The 21,791-nt window shown below is 35.0% G+C and carries 20 protein-coding genes and 1 tRNA gene; 3 read left to right on the top strand and 18 right to left on the bottom strand.

Annotated features, from left to right (window positions below; all coding sequences use genetic code 11):
* Window positions 1–7: 7 nt before the first annotated feature.
* The 3 genes from GQ46_RS10740 to GQ46_RS10730 all read right to left on the bottom strand — a co-directional run bounded on the left by GQ46_RS10740 (window position 8) and on the right by GQ46_RS10730 (window position 4,597).
* Window positions 8–3,469: a T9SS type A sorting domain-containing protein gene (locus GQ46_RS10740; protein ID WP_044401636.1), complete on the bottom strand. Its 3,462-nt coding sequence runs from the start codon at window positions 3,467–3,469 to the stop codon at window positions 8–10.
* Between the two features lie 85 nt (window positions 3,470–3,554).
* Complete coding sequence (locus GQ46_RS10735; RefSeq protein ID WP_044401633.1) at window positions 3,555–4,079, bottom strand: nuclear transport factor 2 family protein; 525 nt, start codon at window positions 4,077–4,079, stop codon at window positions 3,555–3,557.
* Window positions 4,076–4,597 carry a hypothetical protein gene (locus GQ46_RS10730; protein ID WP_044401630.1) on the bottom strand — a complete coding sequence of 174 codons (522 nt, stop codon included), beginning with the start codon at window positions 4,595–4,597 and terminating at the stop codon, window positions 4,076–4,078. The genes GQ46_RS10735 and GQ46_RS10730 overlap by 4 nt, the downstream gene beginning before the upstream one ends.
* A 158-nt stretch (window positions 4,598–4,755) precedes the next feature.
* On the opposite strand from GQ46_RS10730, the gene GQ46_RS10725 reads away from it, so the two are divergent.
* The gene (locus GQ46_RS10725; protein WP_044404921.1) at window positions 4,756–5,703 is read left to right on the top strand and encodes an NAD-dependent epimerase/dehydratase family protein; all 948 of its coding nucleotides are present in this window, start codon (window positions 4,756–4,758) and stop codon (window positions 5,701–5,703) included.
* 123 nt (window positions 5,704–5,826) lie between these two features.
* Here the strand turns inward: GQ46_RS10725 and glpK are convergent, their stop codons facing one another.
* From glpK to GQ46_RS10665, 12 genes are all read right to left on the bottom strand, one after another.
* Entirely contained in the window at window positions 5,827–7,329 is a 1,503-nt protein-coding gene (gene glpK / locus GQ46_RS10720) for a glycerol kinase GlpK (protein ID WP_231567351.1), read from the bottom strand.
* A gap of 2 nt (window positions 7,330–7,331) precedes the next feature.
* Window positions 7,332–8,906 (bottom strand): glycerol-3-phosphate dehydrogenase/oxidase, encoded by a 1,575-nt coding sequence (locus GQ46_RS10715; RefSeq protein ID WP_044401626.1) that lies wholly within the window; start codon window positions 8,904–8,906, stop codon window positions 7,332–7,334.
* A 378-nt stretch (window positions 8,907–9,284) separates the two neighbouring features.
* Window positions 9,285–10,181: a DUF5777 family beta-barrel protein gene (locus GQ46_RS10710; RefSeq protein WP_044401623.1), complete on the bottom strand. Its 897-nt coding sequence runs from the start codon at window positions 10,179–10,181 to the stop codon at window positions 9,285–9,287.
* Window positions 10,171–10,716, bottom strand: coding sequence for a YceI family protein (locus GQ46_RS10705; RefSeq protein ID WP_044401620.1), 546 nt, complete (start codon window positions 10,714–10,716; stop codon window positions 10,171–10,173). Before GQ46_RS10705 ends, GQ46_RS10710 begins: the two co-directional genes overlap by 11 nt.
* Complete coding sequence (locus GQ46_RS10700) at window positions 10,709–11,158, bottom strand: hypothetical protein (protein WP_044401617.1); 450 nt, start codon at window positions 11,156–11,158, stop codon at window positions 10,709–10,711. Before GQ46_RS10700 ends, GQ46_RS10705 begins: the two co-directional genes overlap by 8 nt.
* Before the next feature lie 117 nt (window positions 11,159–11,275).
* Window positions 11,276–12,769 carry a hypothetical protein gene (locus tag GQ46_RS17995; RefSeq protein ID WP_231567350.1) on the bottom strand — a complete coding sequence of 498 codons (1,494 nt, stop codon included), beginning with the start codon at window positions 12,767–12,769 and terminating at the stop codon, window positions 11,276–11,278.
* Between the two features lie 585 nt (window positions 12,770–13,354).
* A complete protein-coding gene (locus GQ46_RS10690; RefSeq protein WP_052503457.1) occupies window positions 13,355–14,200 on the bottom strand; it encodes an OmpA family protein in 846 nt (281 codons plus the stop codon).
* A 345-nt stretch (window positions 14,201–14,545) separates the two neighbouring features.
* Complete coding sequence (locus GQ46_RS10685; protein WP_044401614.1) at window positions 14,546–14,818, bottom strand: hypothetical protein; 273 nt, start codon at window positions 14,816–14,818, stop codon at window positions 14,546–14,548.
* Between the two features lie 2 nt (window positions 14,819–14,820).
* The gene (locus tag GQ46_RS10680) at window positions 14,821–15,666 is read right to left on the bottom strand and encodes a DUF5777 family beta-barrel protein (RefSeq protein ID WP_044401611.1); all 846 of its coding nucleotides are present in this window, start codon (window positions 15,664–15,666) and stop codon (window positions 14,821–14,823) included.
* Window positions 15,667–15,830: 164 nt separating this feature from the next.
* Complete coding sequence (locus GQ46_RS10675; RefSeq protein ID WP_044401608.1) at window positions 15,831–16,160, bottom strand: hypothetical protein; 330 nt, start codon at window positions 16,158–16,160, stop codon at window positions 15,831–15,833.
* Window positions 16,157–16,720: a YceI family protein gene (locus GQ46_RS10670; protein ID WP_044401605.1), complete on the bottom strand. Its 564-nt coding sequence runs from the start codon at window positions 16,718–16,720 to the stop codon at window positions 16,157–16,159. The genes GQ46_RS10675 and GQ46_RS10670 overlap by 4 nt, the downstream gene beginning before the upstream one ends.
* Window positions 16,721–16,996: 276 nt before the next feature.
* Window positions 16,997–17,392, bottom strand: a complete 396-nt coding sequence (locus GQ46_RS10665; RefSeq protein WP_044401601.1) for a hypothetical protein — start codon at window positions 17,390–17,392, stop codon at window positions 16,997–16,999.
* 239 nt (window positions 17,393–17,631) lie between these two features.
* On the opposite strand from GQ46_RS10665, the gene GQ46_RS10660 reads away from it, so the two are divergent.
* Window positions 17,632–18,741 (top strand): LytTR family transcriptional regulator, encoded by a 1,110-nt coding sequence (locus GQ46_RS10660; RefSeq protein WP_044404909.1) that lies wholly within the window; start codon window positions 17,632–17,634, stop codon window positions 18,739–18,741.
* A gap of 235 nt (window positions 18,742–18,976) precedes the next feature.
* Here GQ46_RS10660 and GQ46_RS17170 read toward each other — a convergent pair whose 3' ends face one another.
* The 3 genes from GQ46_RS17170 to rseP all read right to left on the bottom strand — a co-directional run bounded on the left by GQ46_RS17170 (window position 18,977) and on the right by rseP (window position 20,905).
* Window positions 18,977–19,369 (bottom strand): hypothetical protein, encoded by a 393-nt coding sequence (locus tag GQ46_RS17170; RefSeq protein ID WP_052503456.1) that lies wholly within the window; start codon window positions 19,367–19,369, stop codon window positions 18,977–18,979.
* Between the two features lie 65 nt (window positions 19,370–19,434).
* Window positions 19,435–19,508, bottom strand: a tRNA-Asn gene (locus GQ46_RS10650).
* Window positions 19,509–19,576: 68 nt separating this feature from the next.
* Window positions 19,577–20,905: an RIP metalloprotease RseP gene (rseP, locus tag GQ46_RS10645; protein WP_044401598.1), complete on the bottom strand. Its 1,329-nt coding sequence runs from the start codon at window positions 20,903–20,905 to the stop codon at window positions 19,577–19,579.
* Window positions 20,906–21,078: 173 nt separating this feature from the next.
* Here rseP and GQ46_RS10640 point away from each other — a divergent pair, with 173 nt between their 5' ends.
* Window positions 21,079–21,753 carry an SCO family protein gene (locus GQ46_RS10640; protein WP_044401595.1) on the top strand — a complete coding sequence of 225 codons (675 nt, stop codon included), beginning with the start codon at window positions 21,079–21,081 and terminating at the stop codon, window positions 21,751–21,753.
* Window positions 21,754–21,791: the final 38 nt, after the last annotated feature.

Genomic DNA, 21,791 nt, shown 5'->3' with positions numbered 1-21,791 from the left:
ATAGCCCTTAATTTAGTATTAATTTCTTTGTAATTTCACTAGTTCCATTTGACATGTTCAGAAAATACATTCCTGCAGAATAACCAGACATATCCAATTGATAGTGTTGGTTATTTGAAGTGACCTTATTACGTTTAAGAATTAATTTCCCCGAAACGTCATAAATTGCTATATCAAAAGCTTCAGCGGTTTTTGTTTTGATATTGAAAAGGCCTTCAGATGGATTAGGGAATACTGAGAAGTTACTCGTTTCAAACTCATCAATACTCAAAGAATTACCAGCAATTACTAAGTTATCTACAATGACACCTTCTTTAGTCTCTGCTTGATCTGAATGGAAGACAAATCGAAACATCATACTGGTCTCTGCAGCAAAGGCAGCTAAATTATAACTATATTGAGTTAAGGTGGTAACTTGACCTGTCCATTGTGCTCCCGGACAATTTAAACAATTTGCCCCTGGAACAGTATCACTATTGTACCAGTTAGGATCTGTTGCTGCACCTAAAACTTGCCAGCTCACGCCTTGATTTGTTGAATATTCCATGTAAACTAAATCCCAATCTAGTTCTAACTGAAATGCCATATCAAATTGTATTTCTGGATTTGAAACGGTCGTTAAATCATAGCAATCGCTCACTAAATAGCTTTTGGTATTATTGCTATATTGACCTCCTAAATTTGTACCATATACTTGATTTGACGGATTTGAAGCATCATTTAATACAATTCCTGTTGGAATGCCGCGCACCCAGTACTGCGTTGATGCGCCTTCATCGAAAACTAAAAGTTCTTCGCTAACAGTTTGAAAAGTATTTACAACTTGTGCCGCACCCGGAGCATTGGCAAGAATTACTTTCTCTCCTGAATCATTATTTGTTGCATAAGCATCATTAGCCGTGTTTACGACCGTTTTAAACGTATGCACCCCTTTAGATAAAGAAAATTGTGGCAAGGATACAGTCGTTGAAGTTTCTGAAGCTAAACTACCTGTCCAATTATAAACAGAATCTACGCCGTCAATAGTATAAGTAAAATCTACACTAGTAAGTGTTGAAACACCGTTATTTAGAATTTCAATTTCTGGAGTCACCATAGCATTACATTCGATTGCATCACTAATCCCTGAAACTGAAACCAATTTCACGTCTGTTGGCGCTAATTGAGTTTGAATCAGCGATTGCCAAATGCCTCTTCCATAAGTCGCTGCTGTAATTTTATTATCGTAAACATTAATTTCCAAGTCTCTAACCGATACGTTCGGTAATCCAATATTAAATTGCTCCCATTGTAAGGTGTCATCATCATAGCGATACACGCCTAAGCTCGTACCTAAATATAATGGGTTCTTAGAATGTAAATTCTGGTGTTTAATGCTGTTTTTAGTAACTGATGGTAAGCCAGCAGAAATATTAGTAAAATTAAGACCGCCATCGTTAGATTGATAGACTTGGCCATTAGTTCCAGAAGTAGTGACATAAACGATGTTACTATCTTGGGTATTCACCTCAATAGAAGTAATGTCTCTAGAAAAGGTTTCCGTCACAGAAAAGGTAACCCCTCTATCTGTGCTTTTTCTTAGACTCCCATTTAGGGCGATAAAAATGTTGTCAGGATTGATGTCGTCTATTTCTAAAACATCAATATTAAAATTAGCTCCAAAATTTTGAGACACCGGTGTCCAAGCACTGTTTTCTAATTTATATAAGCTCGAATAACCAGCGTATAAATCGCCATCCTTATTCATCAGCAAAGGTGTAATCCAATTTCCACCACTATCATTATTTGCTGCATCTTTTTCAGCAGTTGGTGCTCCTACGCTTCCATTAGAACTTCCTCCAGATGTATTGGAGATATATAAACCGCCTCCAAATTGCGTAAACCCATAATATTTATTTGAATCAGTAGGGTCTATTGCAGTATCCATACCATCTGCGCCATAATAATTTTGCCAAATACTATTATTATAGGCGTGACCTCCATTATCCTGTAAACCACCAACCATTTTATCTGAAGTTTGCTTTGAAACCGCAATACGATAAAACTGACTAATTTGCATTCCCGCTGTTAAATCTGAAAAACTTACTGCCGCGTTATCCGACTTGTAAAAACCACCATCTGAACCTACTAACAACTCGCCATTAAAAAAGCGCAAAAAGTGAATATCGGCATGTGTGTAAGTTGAGCTAGATGGGGAACTCCAGTTATTAATTTTAGTAAAACTCGCTTGATTACTTGTTGTGCTTACAATCCCTTTCCAAACATTTAGTACACCGGTGTAAATTTCGTTTTCATTAGTATCAGAAACAGCAAACGCCATGTCATAGTTACTTTGTCCTGACTCAAAAATATCTCCAGCCGTTGTAAAATCAGCAACTGTTACAAATGTACTACCAGAATTTACAGATTTATAAACGCCTTTAAAATCTCTACCGCTATCAGAAGCCAATACATAAACCACTTCTGGGTTTATTGGTGTTACATCTATTACATACCTCGAAATACTTGATAATGGCAAGCCAGAAGCTGTAGTATTATATTCGGTATAACTCTCTCCAGCATCTGTAGATTTCCAAAAACGATTGCTACTTACCGCATAAATGGTATTAGAATCTCCAGGCTTAATTTTTATATCACGCATGTTTTCACCTTGAGTCCCATTACTATTGCTCCAGGTCGCTCCAGCGTTAATTGATTTATATATCCCATTATTTGTAGCTACCCAAAGCATATTAGAATCGTTTGGGTTGATATAAATATCATTCATATAATAAGGCGAGTTGCCCGCATTTAATCCAGTAGTATTCCACGTTAAACCACCATCTACAGATTTCATGACCCCTACACTATAAGAATCACCACCATCATCATCACCTGTAGCAATATAAACAGTTCCTGGATTCCCATAATCTACTGCAATTCCGGACACCCCTATTTGAGGTAAATCATCTGTAGTTGTTTCCCAGGTTGCACCCCCATCTGTTGAGCGCCAAAAACCGCCTGCAGGTGCTCCAGCATAATAGGTATTGGTAAGCACAGCATCTTTAACAACTACATTTACACGCCCTTGTCCAGAAGACCATGATCCTGTATTTGAATGCGAGAAAGGCCCAATGGCCTGCCAGTCACTCAAATCTGCCATGCGACTTTTATTCGCTGAATTCTTTTTAGTACTTAAGTACGTATTCCATAATTCTAGATTTGAAGGTAAGGTACCGTCCTTTTTAACAAAGTTAGACCAATACGTCTCCCAACGTTTAAACGGTTTATAACCACTACCTCTTACGGTTTCGTCTTTGTTTACCCAATAAGCGTTAAAAGCATCAACGACTTCTTGAAATGTAACTGGCTTGTTTGTGTTTTTTCTAGCTTCTATATTAATATTTTCCATCCAAGGGGCATTTTGATTGTATTGCGCTTGAACGAAACTCAATGATAAAAAGAATACTAAGAATACTAATTTCTTCATGTTTTTTAATTTTGGTTGGCTAAAATAAAAGATAAAGCTGTAACTGTTATACTTTTACATCACAAATATTTAAAAATTAAAGGTTTTATTTTTTTATTAGTAGTCTTTTAGTGTAGATACTGTCAAAAGACGTTTTTATTTTTACGACTTCAGAAACATTCTCATTCGGAATCGCTATAGAGAGCACATAATGCGCTACTTTCCACTGGTTATTCACTAATTTTAGAACCCCTGAGCCTCTACAAAGCTTCATTTGAGTATCTAAAAGCTCATCAAACCAAGCTATTTTTTTATCCTCATAAAGATAGATATTTCTCTCAATGGCAGTAAAATCCCAAGCTTTACCCGTATCAAAATAGGGTTTCGAAAATGCTCTAAAGGCGTCATTTTGCCAATTTTCAGTGGCATCAGTCCCTATAAATACGCCATCAGTAGTCATTAAATTAAAATAGTTCTCGAAATTAGCTTCAGCTGCTGCCTTATGCCAATCGTTAAGCGCTACATTAATTTCTGCTTTTAGTTCTTCTGGAGATTTTTGATTTTCAACTTTAATCTCTGTTTCACACGACCCTAAAAGTATTGAAAAGATAAGTAGTTTTAAAAATTTCATACTGAATCTGGTTTTATAATGTTTTGTGCTTCCTTTTCAAACTTTTTATTAACTTGAAGTGTAACGTAAGAAAACGCCTGAAACAACTCCTTTATGGCTTTAAGCCGGTCTTCCTTTTCTATTGTTTCTAAATAAATAGCTTCTCTGAGTTTCAATAGCTTAGTTCGTAAGACTAATACTCTTGCCTGAACTGGCTCACTATTAATAGTTAATGGCATGGTACCTTCTAAATCTTTTAAAATCGTATTAAACTCTTCATCATCTGTTTTAAAAAACTCAAAATTTGCCGTTTTAAGCTTACCAATGGCAGCAGATACAGTAGCATACGCCTGCCAAGAGTCTAAAGTATTCTTGGCTTTTCCGTCTACACCAAAATCAAGATAAGTTATTTTAGAAATGTCTTCACTTGTAATTTTAGTAGAGTCGTTAACAATAGTCACCTGATCTACTCCAATACTCACTTCTTTTTTACAGGCCACTGTGGAGATTAAGACAAAAAAAATGATAAAATATTTCATATATAAAAATTGGTTAGGCTACAAATATATTGTATTCGAAGTTTTTAGGTCTTAGGAATATCATAAAAATAGATTTACAGACTTAATATTGGTAAATTCCCTTTTAAATGAGCAAAAACTTAGTATTTTTGAACAGATTTAAAAATCCAAATCATATTATGTCTTCAAAAATTTTAATTATTGGCGCTTGCGGTCAAATAGGATCAGAACTCACTTTTAAATTAAGAGAACTCTATGGCGATACTAATGTTATCGCTAGTGATATTAGTTATAATAATTTAGATATTGTAAACTCTGGATTATTCGAAATTATAGATGCTATGGATTATAAATCCATACAGGTTTGTGTTGAAAAACACAATATAGACACCATTTACCTTATGGCTGCCATGCTAAGTGCTACTGGAGAAAAATATCCAATGAAAGCATGGGATTTAAATATGACCTCTTTATTTCACGTCTTAGATTTAGCGAAAGCAAAATTTATTAAAAAAGTGTTCTGGCCTTCTAGTATTGCTGTTTTCGGACCATCAACCCCTAAAGACAACACCCCACAATATACCACCATGGAGCCAACAACCGTTTATGGCATCACCAAACAAGTTGGTGAACGTTGGTGTGAATACTACCACCAAAAATATGATGTAGACGTGCGTTCTATTCGCTATCCAGGTATTATTAGTTGGAAAACCTTACCTGGTGGCGGCACAACAGATTATGCTGTTGAAATTTATCACGAAGCGCTAAAAAACAAAAAATACGACTGTTTTTTATCTGAAAAAACAGCCTTACCGATGTTATTTATGGATGACGCCATTAAAGCGACTGTAGACATCATGCAAGCCAAAGCTTCTGATATCAAAATTAGATCCTCTTATAATTTGTCAGGTATTTCATTTACGCCTGAAGACATCACTGCTTCAATAAAAAAACACATTCCTGAGTTTGAGATCACATATTCTCCAGATTTTAGACAGCAGATTGCAGATTCTTGGCCAAGTAGTATTGCCGATTCGCATGCAAGAAAAGACTGGAACTGGAAACATAGTTTCGATTTGGAAGCGATTACAAAAGAAATGCTGTCACAACTTAAAAGCAAAAACTAGCGAACGGTCATTCGGTTTTTCTCTTTCCGTTCTTATTTAAAAGTTACCTATTGCAGCTTTCAAAACATGAGATAAAGGATTTTAATATGACCCGCTTGACAATCGTAGGTTTTTAAGAGCTCATTATTCGCTTGCCGCCCAACCACGTGTTCTTTTAACAGCTTCATGCCATTTTTTAATTTTTTGATCGGCTTCATTTTGAGGCATTTCAGCTTTAAAAACCCGGTCAATGCTCCATTGTGCTTGTAACGCATCCAGAGACTCCCAATAACCTACCGCTAAACCTGCTAAATAAGCCGCGCCTAGCGCAGTGGTTTCAAGCATTTTAGGTCTGATTACCTCAAAACCAAAAATATCACTTTGAAACTGTAGCAATAAATTATTAGCAGAGGCACCACCGTCAACTCTTAATTCTGTACATTTTTCATGAGCATCCTCTTCCATGGCTCTAACAATATCATAGACTTGATAGGCAATCCCTTCTAAAGTAGCTCGAGCGATATGTGCTTGGGTCGTTCCACGAGAAATTCCAAAAATAGCACCCCGAGCATACGGATCCCAATGAGGCGCTCCCAATCCTGTGAGTGCCGGAACAAAATAAACACCTTCATTATCTTCTAAAGTACCCGCTAACGTCTCTATAGACTTTGAGGCTGCTATTAGCTTTAAGCCATCACGCAACCATTGTACCGCGGCACCACCAACAAAAACACTACCCTCTATAGCGTAGTGCACTTTTCCATTTATTTGCCAGGCAATAGTTGTTAATAAATTGTTTTTTGACACTATTGGGGTTTCGCCAGTATTCATTAGTAAAAAACAGCCTGTACCATAGGTGTTTTTTGCCATGCCTTTTTTAGTACATAACTGCCCGAATAATGCGGCCTGCTGGTCGCCTGCAATACCAGCGATTTTAACAGGCTTGTCAAATATAGCAATCGCCGTTTCTGCATAAACCATAGAACTTTCACAAACTTCGGGCAGGATGCTTTTGGGAATGTCTAACAGCTCTAAAAGCGCATCATCCCATTCTAAACGGTGAATATTGAACAATAGGGTTCTGCTGGCATTACTTACATCTGTAATATGCTTCTTCCCATTGGTTAACTTATAGACTAACCACGAGTCAATAGTACCAAAACAGAGGGTTCCCGCTTTAGCTTTTATTCTGGCCCCTTTTACGTTATCTAAAATCCATTTAATTTTTGTAGCCGAAAAATAGGAATCAATTAATAAACCTGTTTTTTGTTTAATAGTTTCAGAATGTCCTTTCTCTTTTAAACTATTACAGTATTGCGCTGTACGACGATCCTGCCAAACAATAGCATTGTATATTGGTTCTCCTGTGGTTCTATCCCACAGTACTGTCGTTTCTCTTTGATTGGTAATCCCAATTGCAGCAATAGCTTTAGAAGTAATCTTTGCTTTTTTGAGTACACTTTTAATCGTATGTAATTGTGATTCCCAGAGGGTATTTGCATTATGTTCTACCCAACCCGATTGTGGTAAAATCTGTTCAAAATCTTGGTGAGCCACTGCTATCATTTCACCTTTACGATTAAAAAGAATGGCTCGTGAAGCCGTGGTCCCTTGATCTAATGCTAAAATGAATTGGTCTTTTATCATCCTTACTGTTCTATTAAATAGCCTTTGGCTAAGACTATAAATTCGTCCGCTTTTTCTTTAGCCCATGTTAGGTCTTTTTGAAGTATTTCTGCTAAAATACCTGCAACCTTTGGTGCCACATCTATGGCGGCTTGTGCATCTAAAAAGAGTAAACGTATCCGTCGTGCTAAAATATCTTCTACCGTTCTTGCCATTTCATTCGTAATCGCGAAAATAACTTCGGAAACTGTATAATCATACTTGGGGTGCAGTTTTTCAGCAGAACCTTTTACTTTTTTTTCTAAAGTTTCTAAAGTAAGCAAATCGCTGCCGTAGACATAACGATGGCTTGGAGATTTTAAAGCATTTTCAGAAACATTTCCGAAGAGCGACAAATGTTCAGTAACACAAGGCTTGGCTTCTAATTGGTGCTCTACTATGGCTTTGTCTACTGTATCTTCTGCCATTTTACGATAGGTTGTCCATTTACCACCAACCAAGGATAGTAGTCCGGTTTCCGACACTATAATTTTGTGCCCTCGGGAAATTTCTTTCGTGACACTTTTGTCGCCTGATGGCGCAACCAAGGGCCGCAGTCCAACAAAAACAGATAAGACATCTTTTCGCTCTGGCGCCTTCCTTAAATAGGTTTTACATGTAGTTAGAATAAATTCAATTTCTTCTGTTAGTGGTTTAGGTTCATATTTAGGTTTTACGTTTGGCGTGTCTGTTGTTCCTACCACTACTTTTCCATGCCAGGGAATAATGAATAACACACGACCATCACTCGTTTTTGGAATCATAATTGCCGTGTCACTTTGCAAAAAAGAAGCGTCTAAAACTAAATGAATGCCTTGACTTGGTACAATTTTTAAGGGCTCACGTTCTCTTCCGTTAAGTTTTAAAATCGTATTCGCAAAAACACCTGTTGCGTTAATGACCACTTTAGATTTTATGTCGTGTATTCTGTTCGTTTCAATATCTAAAACTTTAACACCGCAGACTTTATTAGCCTCATCTTTTAGCAAATCGACGACTTTAAAATAATTTAAAACAACAGCATGATGCCGTAATGCCGTTTGCGCTAAATTTAATGCTAAACGCGAATCATCAAACTGTCCATCCTGATAAGACACACCATTTTGAAGGTTTTTAGTCTTTAAAACAGGAATCGTAATTTGAGTTTTTTCTTTACCAATAAGTCTAGATTTCCCCAAACTCAATCGACCAGAAAGCACATCGTAAACCTTAAGTCCAAAAGCATAGTACAAACCTTGCCACCATTTATAATTTGGAATAATAAACATCTGATTTTTAAATAAATGTCTTGCGTTTTTTAACAATAAGCCACGTTCCTTTAAAGCCTCCATCACGAGGGCTATATTGCCTTGCGCAAGATAACGCACACCACCATGTATTAATTTTGTGCTGCGACTAGAGGTTCCTTTTGCAAAATCAACACTTTCAAAAAGCCCTGTTTTATACCCTCGTGAAGCGGCATCTACAGCAATACCGAGACCACTAGCTCCTCCTCCAATAATAACAAAATCGAATAAGGCTGTTTCTTTTAGTTGCGTAATGAGTAGGTCGCGATCCATGAACTGTTTTTAATTTGAGCATGAAAATATTGCTTTTATATTGAAAACGGAAAATTAAGGACCTAAAAGGCATGTTTAGATTTTTGATATGGCTTATACGGTAACTATTATGATAAAAATAAACCTTACCGAAAGTAAAGGTGTAGGTCTTGTTGAGATTATATTTCTTTGGGGCTTGAAACATATTAAATTAAAACGTACAAATAAAAAATCTGAGCTTCACAACTAAATCACATTTATAACTTGTTCTTCCAATACTCTACTAATAAATCGTATTATTTTAAAAACTAGATGGCGTTAGCATAAACGCTGAATTTTGTTAAACATTAAAACATTTTTTTTTAATCTTCTTTTCAGATTTTAGACTGAAATTTACGCTTACTTCAATTTATTTTTAAAGTGAATCACGTACGTTGCGTTAAAACCAAAATGGAGATTAGGATTCTTGAAGTTAAAGTTGTTACGGGTTTGCGTGATAAAAGCATCTTCTACCATATTTACCGCATTCGTAAGCATGAATTGAAGTAAAACATCACCAATTTCCCAATTTACACCTAGTGCAAAAGGGCCATAAGTATCAAATGATTCTATGGGATTAAACGTTTTATAGTATTCAGAGACTACCGAAAGATGACTACCTATTTTATAGCGCGCTCCGATACCTAACGCAAAAAAATCTTGTTGATCCTCCTCAGAAAGTTTAAGCCCTCTATGTACATATGTTGGTGCGATTTGAAATGAAAAATCCGACGATATTTTTCTTGAAATCAATACTTGAGAGGTAAAAGATAACCGATCAGAAAAATCATCTTTAATTTCTGGGTTTACTATAGAACTACTATTGTAACTCGAACTTTGAAAGAGTGTAATGTTCAAAGGCGTGGTTTTTATGCCTTTTTTTTGTGCTAGCAATTTATATTTTAAATAGCCATCAAAAAGCCCATCAAAGGTTGTTCCTCCAAACCCTACAGACAAACGATCTAACAAACCATATTCCAGTGCAATTCGTGTACTCATTTTATCTGCCGCAAAACTCTGAGATTTTTCTGTTGGTAAATTCCAAAAACGGTTAGCCGTAAAAATCTCTAAAATCCCTTTACTTCTTACCTCGGTTGAATGTCCAAATGCTATTCTAGTCATTTTAAATGTAGCAGGCAAATACCCTAAGGAGTCCTGTTGTTCATTTTCTAAAATCTCCAAAAGGTTCTGGGATTTAGAAAAGTGAACACAGCCTAAAAGTAAAAAACAGGTGAATAGTATCTTTTTAGTTTTCATAAGGTCGATATTCGAATCTAAAGTTAATTGAAATACTTTTTGCAATATTACCTGCCAATAATGGTGGGATATTTATGTTATAGTCCTTAACCAAAGCTTCAAAACTACCTGAAAGAATATACGTCCCTCCAGAATTCTCAATTTTAGTCTTTACCGTGAGTTCTTGGGAAACACCGTGCATATAAAAAGTGCCCTTAACCATTCTGGTTTGCTCACCTTCTTTATTTGGATCAAATTCTAATATCTTTCCTTCAAAAGTTGCTTTTGGGTAGATATCAGATTCGATATAACTCTCATTAAAGTGTTCTTTCATCAAAGCCTTTTCAAAAACAAAGGTATTCATAAGCATACTTATCGCAATGTCCCCATCTTCAAAATTGATAATACTCAACACCTGATTATTCTCGGCCTTTATATTTTCTACGGATGTATATGAAAAAAAAGAAACCTGCCCTTGTCTTGCAATTATTTTTTTAGGTTCTTCAATCGAACTAAAGTTCAAAATTAAGAACAATACCAAAAAAGATCTAGTCATTGGTTTTTTGTTTGGTGATTATACAATTTAACAGGATAACATCTTTTAATGAGCCTTTCAAAACACCTTTTACTGTAACAGCTTGGCCTAGCACTAAATTCTCAAGGATAACAGTTTGACCTTTTTGCATATCACATATAACGGATTTATTAATATTTTCTTTTCCTTTTAAAACAATGGTCTCCCGGTTATTTAGATAATTAACCTCTTCAACAAAACCTTCTACCGAAACAATACTTTCTTTAACATCTGATGTATTGAAACTAAGTTCTTCAATAAGTTTCTCGACATTAAACTGCTTAACAGATTTTTGGTCATTAACCATTTGATCTGAATTATCTTTACAGCTATTTAAACCTAGTATAACAGTTAGGCTTCCTAAGAGTATTAGCGCTTTTGAAAGAACCAATCGTTTTCTTATATTAGTTGTTGGTTTTTGCATTACCATTCAAATTTACTACTTGATATTCTATACCTTTCGATTTAGATTGAAAAAATTTAATTCCCAAGATAGCAAAATGCCTTGGGAATCAAATCCAAAAACCAAAAAACTAATACTCTAGTCTATTATCGTTATAATTCCTGTCATAGACCCATGGAACTCACAATTATAAAATAATGTATCCGGCGCATTTTGAGGCACCTGAAACGTTATTAAATCGGCAGAGGCACCATTATTAGTTACACCATTATTATAAGCGTTACCCGTTCCTGTTCCTTGAACAGATTTGATAATAAAAGGATGACCAGGTGTGGTAACATTAAAGGTATAGGTTTTACCTCTCTTAAAAGTAAAATTGGCGTTTTCAACTGTATTAAATCCGTCTCCACTAAAGACATAAGAAGTTGCCCCATTATTACCTACCTGGAAAGATCTGGTATCATCTTCATCTACAATTCTAATTCTTCCAGTCATAGACCCATGAAATTCACAATTATAAAATAAAATATCCGGTGCATTATTTGGTACGGTAAACATAAGGGTTCCATTAGAAGTTCCATTATTGGTCACCCCATTGTTAAATGCATTGTTAGTACCTGTGCTCTCAATAGATTTTATATAGAACGGATGACCAGGTGAATTAACATTAAATTCATATGTTTTACCTCTTGTTAATTCCAATTCTGGGTTCTCAACAGTAGTAAAATCAAATAGATAAGCAGATGCTCCAACATTTGTAACCTCAAATATTTGATCAGGTTGATTAACCTCTTGAGGTGCTATCTCAGTATCAAGATTTAAAATAGGCCAGACACCTGCTACTGGAAAGCCTACGCCAAAATTATCCCCTCTATTATTATCGCCTCCAAAATTGTAAAGTGGCCAGCCTTTGTAGGTTAACTGAGGCTCACCAAATACATCTATAGTACCAAAACCATTACTATTTAATGCACTTGGTACTTTTTGCAGTTGCGTGTGAAAGATAGGCCATACCGCGTTGTTTGAAAAATCAGAAGCAGTAAAATTATTGTTTCCGTTTTCATCATTTGAAAAGTGGTAAAGCGTGTTTCCCCAATCGTCAGTAATATAAAAGGTTTGCTCATCACCTGGTTCGAAAGCGCTATTCAAGTTGGTCTCGTTACCATTACTATCTCTACCTACCAATTGGGAACGCACTAACATCACTGAGTAATCAGGCTTAGCCACAAACCATACGCCATTAGCACCATCACCATTAATTTGTCCTGCTTCGTTATCGTTCGAGAATTTGTAAAGTGGCCATCCCTTGTATGTGGTTTGGCTTTGGCCATCGGTACGAGTGATGCTACTAAAGTCAGCTGAGTTTAGACCGGCATCAAGTGTAAGGTTTTCTGCAAAAAATGATGGCCAAGCATTAGCACAGCCGCCAAGACAATTGGCTTCGCCTTTGGCATCTGGCGCAAAAAAGTAAAGGGTGAACCCATCAGTATCTGTAAGTACATTTCCAAATGTGGTGTCTGAACGGAGTCGTACTGAGTTCAGCACATTAGGTTCTGGGTTGGGATCACTGTAATCGTCTGTGCTGCAACTGAACACTAATACACTAATAGCTAAAAGAAAAAAATTTTTCATTGTTATTTATTTATAATTAATAGCGCAAAGAACACTATGCTTTGGGCGTTTTACCTTATAAATTTTGGCGAAGCGGAAAATCAAGCTTTAAAAGGGAATGCTTATTTGTTAAAAGCGTACCATTATTAAAACTTTCCATACGCATGTTGTTATAGATGATTGACATTAAGAGAGCGTTGCAAGGGTTTTACTTGATTTCACCAGATTTCGTGCCTTTTTATTATGGCGTTAGTGAAACACCCAACCTTTTATAGACATCAAGGTTTGGTTTTAGAAGTATTATAACTACAAAAGCAAGTGCGAATGAACTGGATAATTTGTAAGCTATTTTATACGGTAACTTTACTAGGAGAACTTTCCTAAAAAAAGAAAGACCCTATTAAATGGAAACCTCGCTTACTCGCGAAAATTATAGTATAGTGTTTCGGAAATAAAAAACATCTACTTCGTGTTATGTAACCTTTTTGAAGTAGGCAAGGACTAGTTAGAAGATGGCATACTGCCTATTTGGATGCTCTATAAACAATAAAAATACCGCATCGTGACGATGCGGTTTGAAAAATAGGATACCCTACTAAAATAACCCTACTCAGAAATATGTCTTATTAACAATTCTACGCGGCGATCTTCACTAGCCTCTCCACCTAAATTATAGTATCCTTTTAAACCTTGGTAACGGATTCTTTTAGCATCTACACCCGCTTTTACTAAGTAATCACGAATGTACTTTGCTCTTACTAAGCTTAAATTAATTTTCCCCGTTTCTTTATCTCTTGATTCTCTTCCATTTTTTGTACAACAAACATGACCATTAATGGTGAAAAATAAATCTGTCCGTTTTGTTAAGTAATTTGCGAGTTCTTTTAATGTCTCTGTAGATTCTGGAGTTAGATAACGTAATCCTCTTTCAAAGTTTAACTTTTTTAAGTTTATTAAATCTCCTTTTCTTAAATCTTCACCATAAAAAGAATCTGCTATTAATTTTTTAGGAGCCATAACAACAGTTACTTTTCTATTTAAACTTCTTAATTCATTAAATAATGATGTTTCTGAAGTAGATAATATTATTTCTCCTTTACCAATAGTATTAACAACCTCTGGTTTTTTTAAGCTGTTTCTGTAATTGGCAATAATAACCCTAATAACGTTTGCTCTTTTATTAGATAAGGTTTTGTTGTATTCATTACTTCCTCTATCGTCACAGTAACCAATAATAGTGATTCTTTTGATATCTAATTTTTCAGAAGCCTTGATAAAAGCTAATAACCTTGAAAACTCTTCCGTAGTAATTTGGTACTTATCTGTATCAAAAAAAACATCATGACTAACAACGGTTGTAGTATTTTCTAATTTGTCCTTTTTTAAATGATCTGATGCGAAAGCAATATTTAAAGTGCAGATAAAAACGAGCAGGTAACTTAAGTTTTTCATTGTTATTCTTTTTATAATTAACAATACAAAGAACACTATGCTTTGCGCATTATACCCTATAAATGTTGGTGAAGACGAAAAACTAGCTTTAAAAGGGAATACCTATTTAATAAACGATTAGCCTATTTAAGACGTTTCATCTTAGTGTTATTAGACGCGATTGAGGTTTTATTCAATGAGCACTATTTCGAGGTTGTTTGTGCTTTTTTCAATTAAACCACTGTAGCTATTTATTATGCATTATATTTTCGTCGTCTTTAACGCAAGAGGGTGTTAAAAAGAAAAGACCCTCCGAAGAGGGTCCTTACCTTAAAAATTAAAATCAAACCTAAAACAACTCACTTTTTAGCAACGACAGAATGATTTAGAAAATCGTTCTGTATTAATGCGTTCTCCTTTTTCAGGATATCCTATTTCAGATAAAGCATTCAAGGCATTAGAAAGCGCATTAGCTTTGATAAAATTGAACGTGACTATTGATTCTTTTGGGTAAAACCTAATATTACTTAAGTTACTAATTTTCTGTAGTTCTTTTTTAATACAAAAAGAGCACCCCTCACAAAAGTGATGTTGTAGTTCTATTCTCGCCATTGTCGCTTTATTTTTTTCTACTAACATATTTAAAACACTCTTGATAGATTAAATCCAAAGAAAATATCTCCTTTACCCCAATCTCCTGTTGCTTGACCTAAAAACCCATTTGTATTCATGGGTTGGGCATTTGTAAAATGGAGTTGAAATACATGACCACCTGTCTCTAGATCAAAACCTATCGAAAGCGGATTTACAAATGGTGAGTACTCTGCTCTGTTCATGTGTAAACCATAATCAAGATTGATTGACCATCTTTTAGTCAATTTGTGTCGCCCACCTATACCAATAACATACTGAGAATTATGCTGCTCATCAATGTCCACATAATTATCGTGAAAAAAAGTAGGCATTAGCTGCAATGAAAAATCCTTATTGAACTTTTTTGAGAGGAGTAGTTGCATAGTATAGCCCAATCGATTTTTGAATTTTAAACCAGGTAATATTTGATCATCCAGAGACGTGTTAATCAAAATATTATTTGAGCTTACAACCGTAAAAGGGAACCCTCCTTTTTTTTCTCGTATCAACCTCATCTTCAAAGAAGATTCATAAATTTTTCTGAACGAACTTCGTGACACACCTATGTTGATGCCATCTGATATTCCATATATAAGATTAAGTCTGGTCACTGCTTGATCAAGACCAAAGAAATCTTTGAATCCAGTTTCAATAGACCCAAATCTATGAGAAACAACGAAATACATCTCATTAGCTGACACCATTTTTGTTGATTCAAAATTTACAATCTTTAGCCCCTTAAAAGCAGCGCTTTTATAGTCCTCTTCTACCTCACTACTTATTTCAGATAACAAATCGTTTTGTGCAAGAAGCACTATTGGTATTAGAAAAATTAATAGATATACATATTTCATCTGTTAAATATTTATTGTTTTTTAATTGTTAGAAAGAACTTCCAAATTATGATCACTCTATAGAATTAAAGTGTAAACATGGCTGTTTTATTTCAGTTTTCTTTATTAATTACTACTGCTTGATCAATTTTAACCATTTCAAGAAGCTCGTCATAACCAACGCATCATCCTTTAATTGAAATTGACTCTTGCTCTTTGTATTTCAGAACCCCTTCAGAAATAAAACTTACCTGTATTTTATCACTTAAAGCGACATTGTTTGTTTCCACAGAAGTAATTTTACCGCTAACAGCAATTACTTTATCCAAATAATTAGTCGTGGCCAATGACTCATTATTTAAAAAATAAGAATGAAGTTCATTAGCAGATAAGGTTATGGTCGCTTCTTCATTGACAATGTTTCTATGTTTACTATTAAATGTATAATTGTAAACCAGACCAGCTATAAGTATGGCGAGAAACAGTGTTAGAATTATTACTTGCTTTTTCTTCATTTTTGACTCAGTTTAAAAGCCAAAGACACATTTATTTCTTTGGCTATTTTGTTTTTTACAATGTTTGGAATTTCAATATCAAAATCATCAGGAGTCACGTTGAATGACCCCTGAATGATTATTGAATCACCGGATTTCTTAATCTTTAGGGTAGTACGAATTTCTTTTTCTTTTCCATGCAATTCTAATTTCCCATCAACGGCGATATCTGTCATGTTTTCCGACAAATCCGAAAAGTTGAAATCCAATAATTTTCCTCTAAAAGTAGCCTTCGGATAGGTTTCCGATTCGATATAGTTTTCATTGAAATGCTCTTCCATTAAAGCATTCTTAAATCGAAAACCTTTAACGAGGCCTAATGAGGCAATTTCATTTGTGTCGATGTTTAAAATCGCAGTTACCGATGCGTTGGTAGCTTTTACTTCTTCAAAAAGTTCTTCTGAAGCCTCAAAGGTTAGTGTACCATTTTTATCAATATACTTTGACTGTGCTTGAGCTGACCCTATTGACGATAAGACTATCAATAATACAAGTGATAGAATACAATTTGTTTTTTTCATAATGATCTAATTTTTTTTGTTGTTATTAATTCTCTGGTTTCCCATTGTTTCTCCACTGTTGTAGTCAAAAATCTATGGTTGCCTGAGGTAGTTCTAATGAAGACATATCAACAGCCGAGTCAATGCCACTAATGACGTTTAAGACGCGCGCTCGTTGGTTTGTTTATCTGACTAATTTTACTTAGGAAAAAGGCTTATCGTTAGTAGGAAGACCTGAATGAAAACCCATGCACCTAAGACAAAAACTATAATCCTATCCGTTTTTTTCATGATTGTCTAATTTTCTGGTTTCCCATTGTTTATCCATTCTTGTACTAAATCTATAGTAGCCTGAGGTAGTCTTCCAGATGGAGGCATGGCACCAGCTGAGCCGCTCTGACTCCTCATAACATTCAATATAGACCCAGATTGTTGACTAACTTGACTAAAGTTTATTAAAGCAAAAGGTGCTCCGTTTACAGGTGGACTTGAATGACAACCAATACAACTGCTTTGCATTATAGACTTAATGTTATTTATATAATTCACTGTAATCCCAGAGCCATTATTATCAGGGTTATTAATTTGCCCTGTCTCGTTCGTAACTTCAATCAAGTCACTTTCGCTATCATAGCTACAGCTAAAAATTAAAAGTGCTAATACTGATGAAAAAATTAGTTTACTTGCCTTCATTTTGTGTTATGTTTTATATTCTTTAATACTTATTTATAGACCTATTGATGCGACTTGTCTATGGCACAAAGTAATTGTATTCAAAGGATTGATAAAGCAGAAAACTGGGTGAAAGGGAATAATTAATCTTGACAGGGAAATTTTAACCTTAAAGCGTTTTAGGCGAAACGGCTCACTTCATTTCGAAGTAATTATACTTGCTTATATTTTGTATATTCGTTTCATCATTAATAATGAACATGCGTAAAGACAGACTGTACTTACTAACTTTTTTATCGATTTCTCTAATTTTCTTAGTTATCTCAACTGTATCCATTAGATATTTTGTCAAGGTTGCAGCTGATGGTGTTCTTGAAACCCAATTGGAATTCAGTAAGCGTGAGGCACGACAAGTAGCCTTATTAATTGGTAATCAATTTCAGAATGGTATTTCTAAGGAAACAATCATTTCAGGCACACAGCGGAGTATTGAAAATTTGAACCCAGAGTCTGGTTTTGTTAGTCTGTTTGATTGGTCAGGTAAAATTATATGTCACCCAGATATAAAACAATTAGGGCAACAAATAAGTACTAAAGAATCTTTTGTGTCATCCATTTCAGATGAGCTAACCTCAAAAGATTTATACGAATTGTTGCTAAAGGCTGAAGACAGTTTGGAAACACGCGATATTAGGGGTAGTAAACCAAATTCGGAAGTAGTGTATCTTTACCCTGTTGAAAACACAGATTGGATCGTTGCTGCCCACGCCAACACACATAGAGTTTCACAACAGATTAAAGTGCTCCGTAATAATTTTCAAAACATTCTGCTTGTTATGGGATTTGTACTCATTCTCACTTCCGTTGCAACAGTAAGATTGATTGGCAGCACTTATGAAAAAAAGCTTGAGGTAAAAAACGAAAAACTTTCTGACGAGGTCATTAATCTTTCAAAGTTAAACAGAGCTGTTGGTGTATATCAGCAAAAAGTGATTGCATCACCTTTAAAAGATGACGATACTGAGAACTTGGCGAAAAAGAGAATTCTGACCTATATAAGAAATGAGCTTTTATCTATAGCTACCCAGGACATTGCTTATATTTATATGGAAAACACGATTACCTATGTTGTCTGTTTTGATGGTAAGCGCTCTACATCAAACTCAAGCTTAGATGAATTATTCTCTAATTTAGACAACGCTTATTTTTTTAGAGCAAATCGACAATTCATCATTGCCATTTCGGCCATTGATAAGATTGTTCGCTATGGTAACAATCAACTAAAAATATTAATTAATCCTGATTCTGAAGTCGATATTATTATTAGCAAAAACAAGGCAGCCGAGTTTAAACAATGGCTGAATCTTTAATAAGTAGGGTTTGAAAACCCCATTTTAAAAATGATTTCAAAAAAATGGTGTCCTTGTCCTCTTTTACGAAAGATTAGTGCTTTGGTCTGATTAAAACCTATTGATAACCTTAATTGGCTAGGAGATTTTTTTGCGTGCGCTATTAGTTTAGGCTGTAATACCTCTAAAACCATTGTTTTCGTTTTTCACGAAAGGGTATTACTTTCTTGATACATTAAAAATTAAGAACTTAAAACTAGAGTTTAGATTGGCACCAAGCAACAGCCTCCTCCATAGAATTAAAATTCTTTAAAAACCCATTAAGAAAATTATTTTCAACTTCTATCATGTTTTCTTGTATAACGGTGTAGGTGACAGCAGCGAACACTGCTATTGTTGGAAACACCTCTTTTATTTTCAAATAATTCATGGGAATTAAGGAGTACGAGTTCACTCTATTTGAAATATAAGCAAAGGGCTTGTCTCGAAAGTGTAAAGTAACGAGTTCAGAAATTTTGAGCGCCTCTTCAATATCAAAACAGAAGCCTTCACTAATTTCGGTAACTAAAAAATTCTCGTAAAAATCCACCTTACCAAAATTGAACCTGTAAGTTTTAACTAATTTGTAAGGATTTAATGCTTGCGACATATAGGGTAAAGCTATCTGCTTATAATTAAAAAAAGCCACTATTTCTAGTGGCTTCTCTAAACTTGCTCCTCCTCTTAGGCTCGAACTAAGGACCCTCTGATTAACAGTCAGATGCTCTAACCAACTGAGCTAAGGAGGAGTGTTTTCGCTGTTGCGAGCGCAAATATATATTGTTTTTTAGTTTCTACAAAACAATAATTAATTTTTTTATCTAAAAATTGCTTTAAAAATATCGTTTCCGTTGGCAAACAGCACTAAAGCAATTAAAATAAAGAAGCCTATCATTTGAGCATACTCCATAAATTTATCTCCTGGCTTACGTCCTGTAACCATTTCATATAGTAAAAACATAACGTGCCCACCGTCTAGTGCCGGTATTGGCAGTAAGTTAAGCACCCCTAACATAATGGACAAAAAGGCCGTTAACGCCCAAAAAGATTGCCAATCCCATGCTGGAGGAAATAATTGACCAATAGCAGCAAAACCGCCAATTTGTGAAGCACCCTTCTTGGTGAAAATGTATTGAAACTGGGCTAGGTAGTCTTTTACTTTCCAATAGCCTTCAGACATTCCTCCTGTAATACTTTCTCCAATAGAATAATCTTTGTGTCTTAATTCTGGAAAAGCGTCAGTGATAGGATTATAAACAATTCCTATTTCATTTTTATCATTAGGTTGAACTTCTAAAATTTCATTAGCACCGTTCCTTACAACTTCCAAGGTCACACTCTCAGCAGATTTATTATGTAATCCATAACTGAAGTCTGTCATGTATTCAACCTTTCTATCATCTATAGACACTATTTTATCTCCAACCAACAAGCCCGCCTTCTCAGCTGGTGATTGCGGCACAATAGAATCAATTTTAAAGGGGTATCTCTCAGTTAATGCTGGATAATCCCCTGCCTCAAACAGTTGAGTGCCGATATCTTCAGGAAAGGTTAGCGTTTCTATAGTACCATCTTGATGTTTAACCGTAACACTTTCAGTATCACGAAACATTAAATAGGTATTTACGTTATCTGCTTCGGCATGAGAAATGCCATTTATAGATAAAATTTTATCGCCTTGTTGGAAACCATATTGTTCCATTGTTTTAGTCACACCATAACCAAACACAACATCCTCTGCAGCCCTATAGTCTTTTCCCCATACAAAAAGGATCATCATGTATAATACAAAAGCTAAAATGAAATTGACAATCACACCACCAAGCATGATAATTAATCGCTGCCATGTTGGTTTCGATCTGAATTCCCAAGGTTGTGGTGGTTGAGCCATAGCCTCAGTATCCATACTTTCATCAATCATTCCAGATATCTTAACATACCCACCTAGAGGCAACCAACCAATACCATAGACTGTATCTCCTATTTTCTTTTTAAATAGTGAAAATTTTACATCAAAAAACAAATAGAATTTTTCTACCCGTGTTTTAAATAATTTTGCTGGTATAAAGTGACCTAGTTCATGGAGAATGACTAGTATAGATAAACTTAAAAGTAATTGGGCTCCTTTTATTAAAAATACACTCATTTATAATTTTTATTTTTATAACGCCCAAAAGTAAGTATTTAGACTTAGTTTAAAAAGCTATTACACCAGTTATTCTTTGCTTTTCGATGTTATAGCAAATTATGCGCCAAAACATTTAGAAACGATTAGTTTCCGTTGTATTTTTGTACTTTAAAAGAATACACCCAAAACACATGCTTTCCTTTTTTAAAGATTATAAATACTTCGCCATTGGCTTTTTAATACTTTCGGCCGTCATTATTTCTATTTTCTATTCTATATTAAAGGTTGAAAAACCCTTACCTATATATAATCCGGCTAACGTTGAAACCACTCTGGTCGATAGCACGATTCAGCATGTAAAAAAATATCATAAAATTGCCGATTTTAGTCTCACGAATCAAAACGGTAAAACCATTACCCAAGACGATTATAAAGACAAAATATATGTCGCCGATTTCTTTTTCACGACCTGTCCGACGATTTGTCCGATTATGACAGATCACATGTATAAGATACAACAAACACTCCTTGACGATAATGAAGTAATGTTACTCTCACATTCTGTAACTCCTGTTATTGATAGTGTGGCTCAATTAAAAAAATACGCAGTGCGCAAAGGTGTAAATGACAAAAAATGGAACCTGGTAACAGGCGACAAAAAACAAATCTACGCCCTAGCGAGAAAAAGTTATTTAGCCGTAAAATCTGTTGGCAACGGTGACCAATATGATATGATCCATACCGAAAACTTTATGCTTATCGATAAGAAACGTCAAATTCGCGGGTTTTATGATGGCACAAACCCTAGAGCGATAGATTCGCTGCTCTTAGATATTAAAAAGTTAAAAAAAGAATACCAAGACTAGTTTTCTCTCTACAATTTTTTAGCCTTAATTATTTGCCT

This window comes from Lacinutrix sp. Hel_I_90, from assembly GCF_000934685.1.
Lineage (GTDB): Bacteria > Bacteroidota > Bacteroidia > Flavobacteriales > Flavobacteriaceae > Lacinutrix.
The sequence above is the reverse complement of the archived record's forward strand: the minus strand, read 5'-3'. Positions and strand labels throughout refer to the sequence as shown.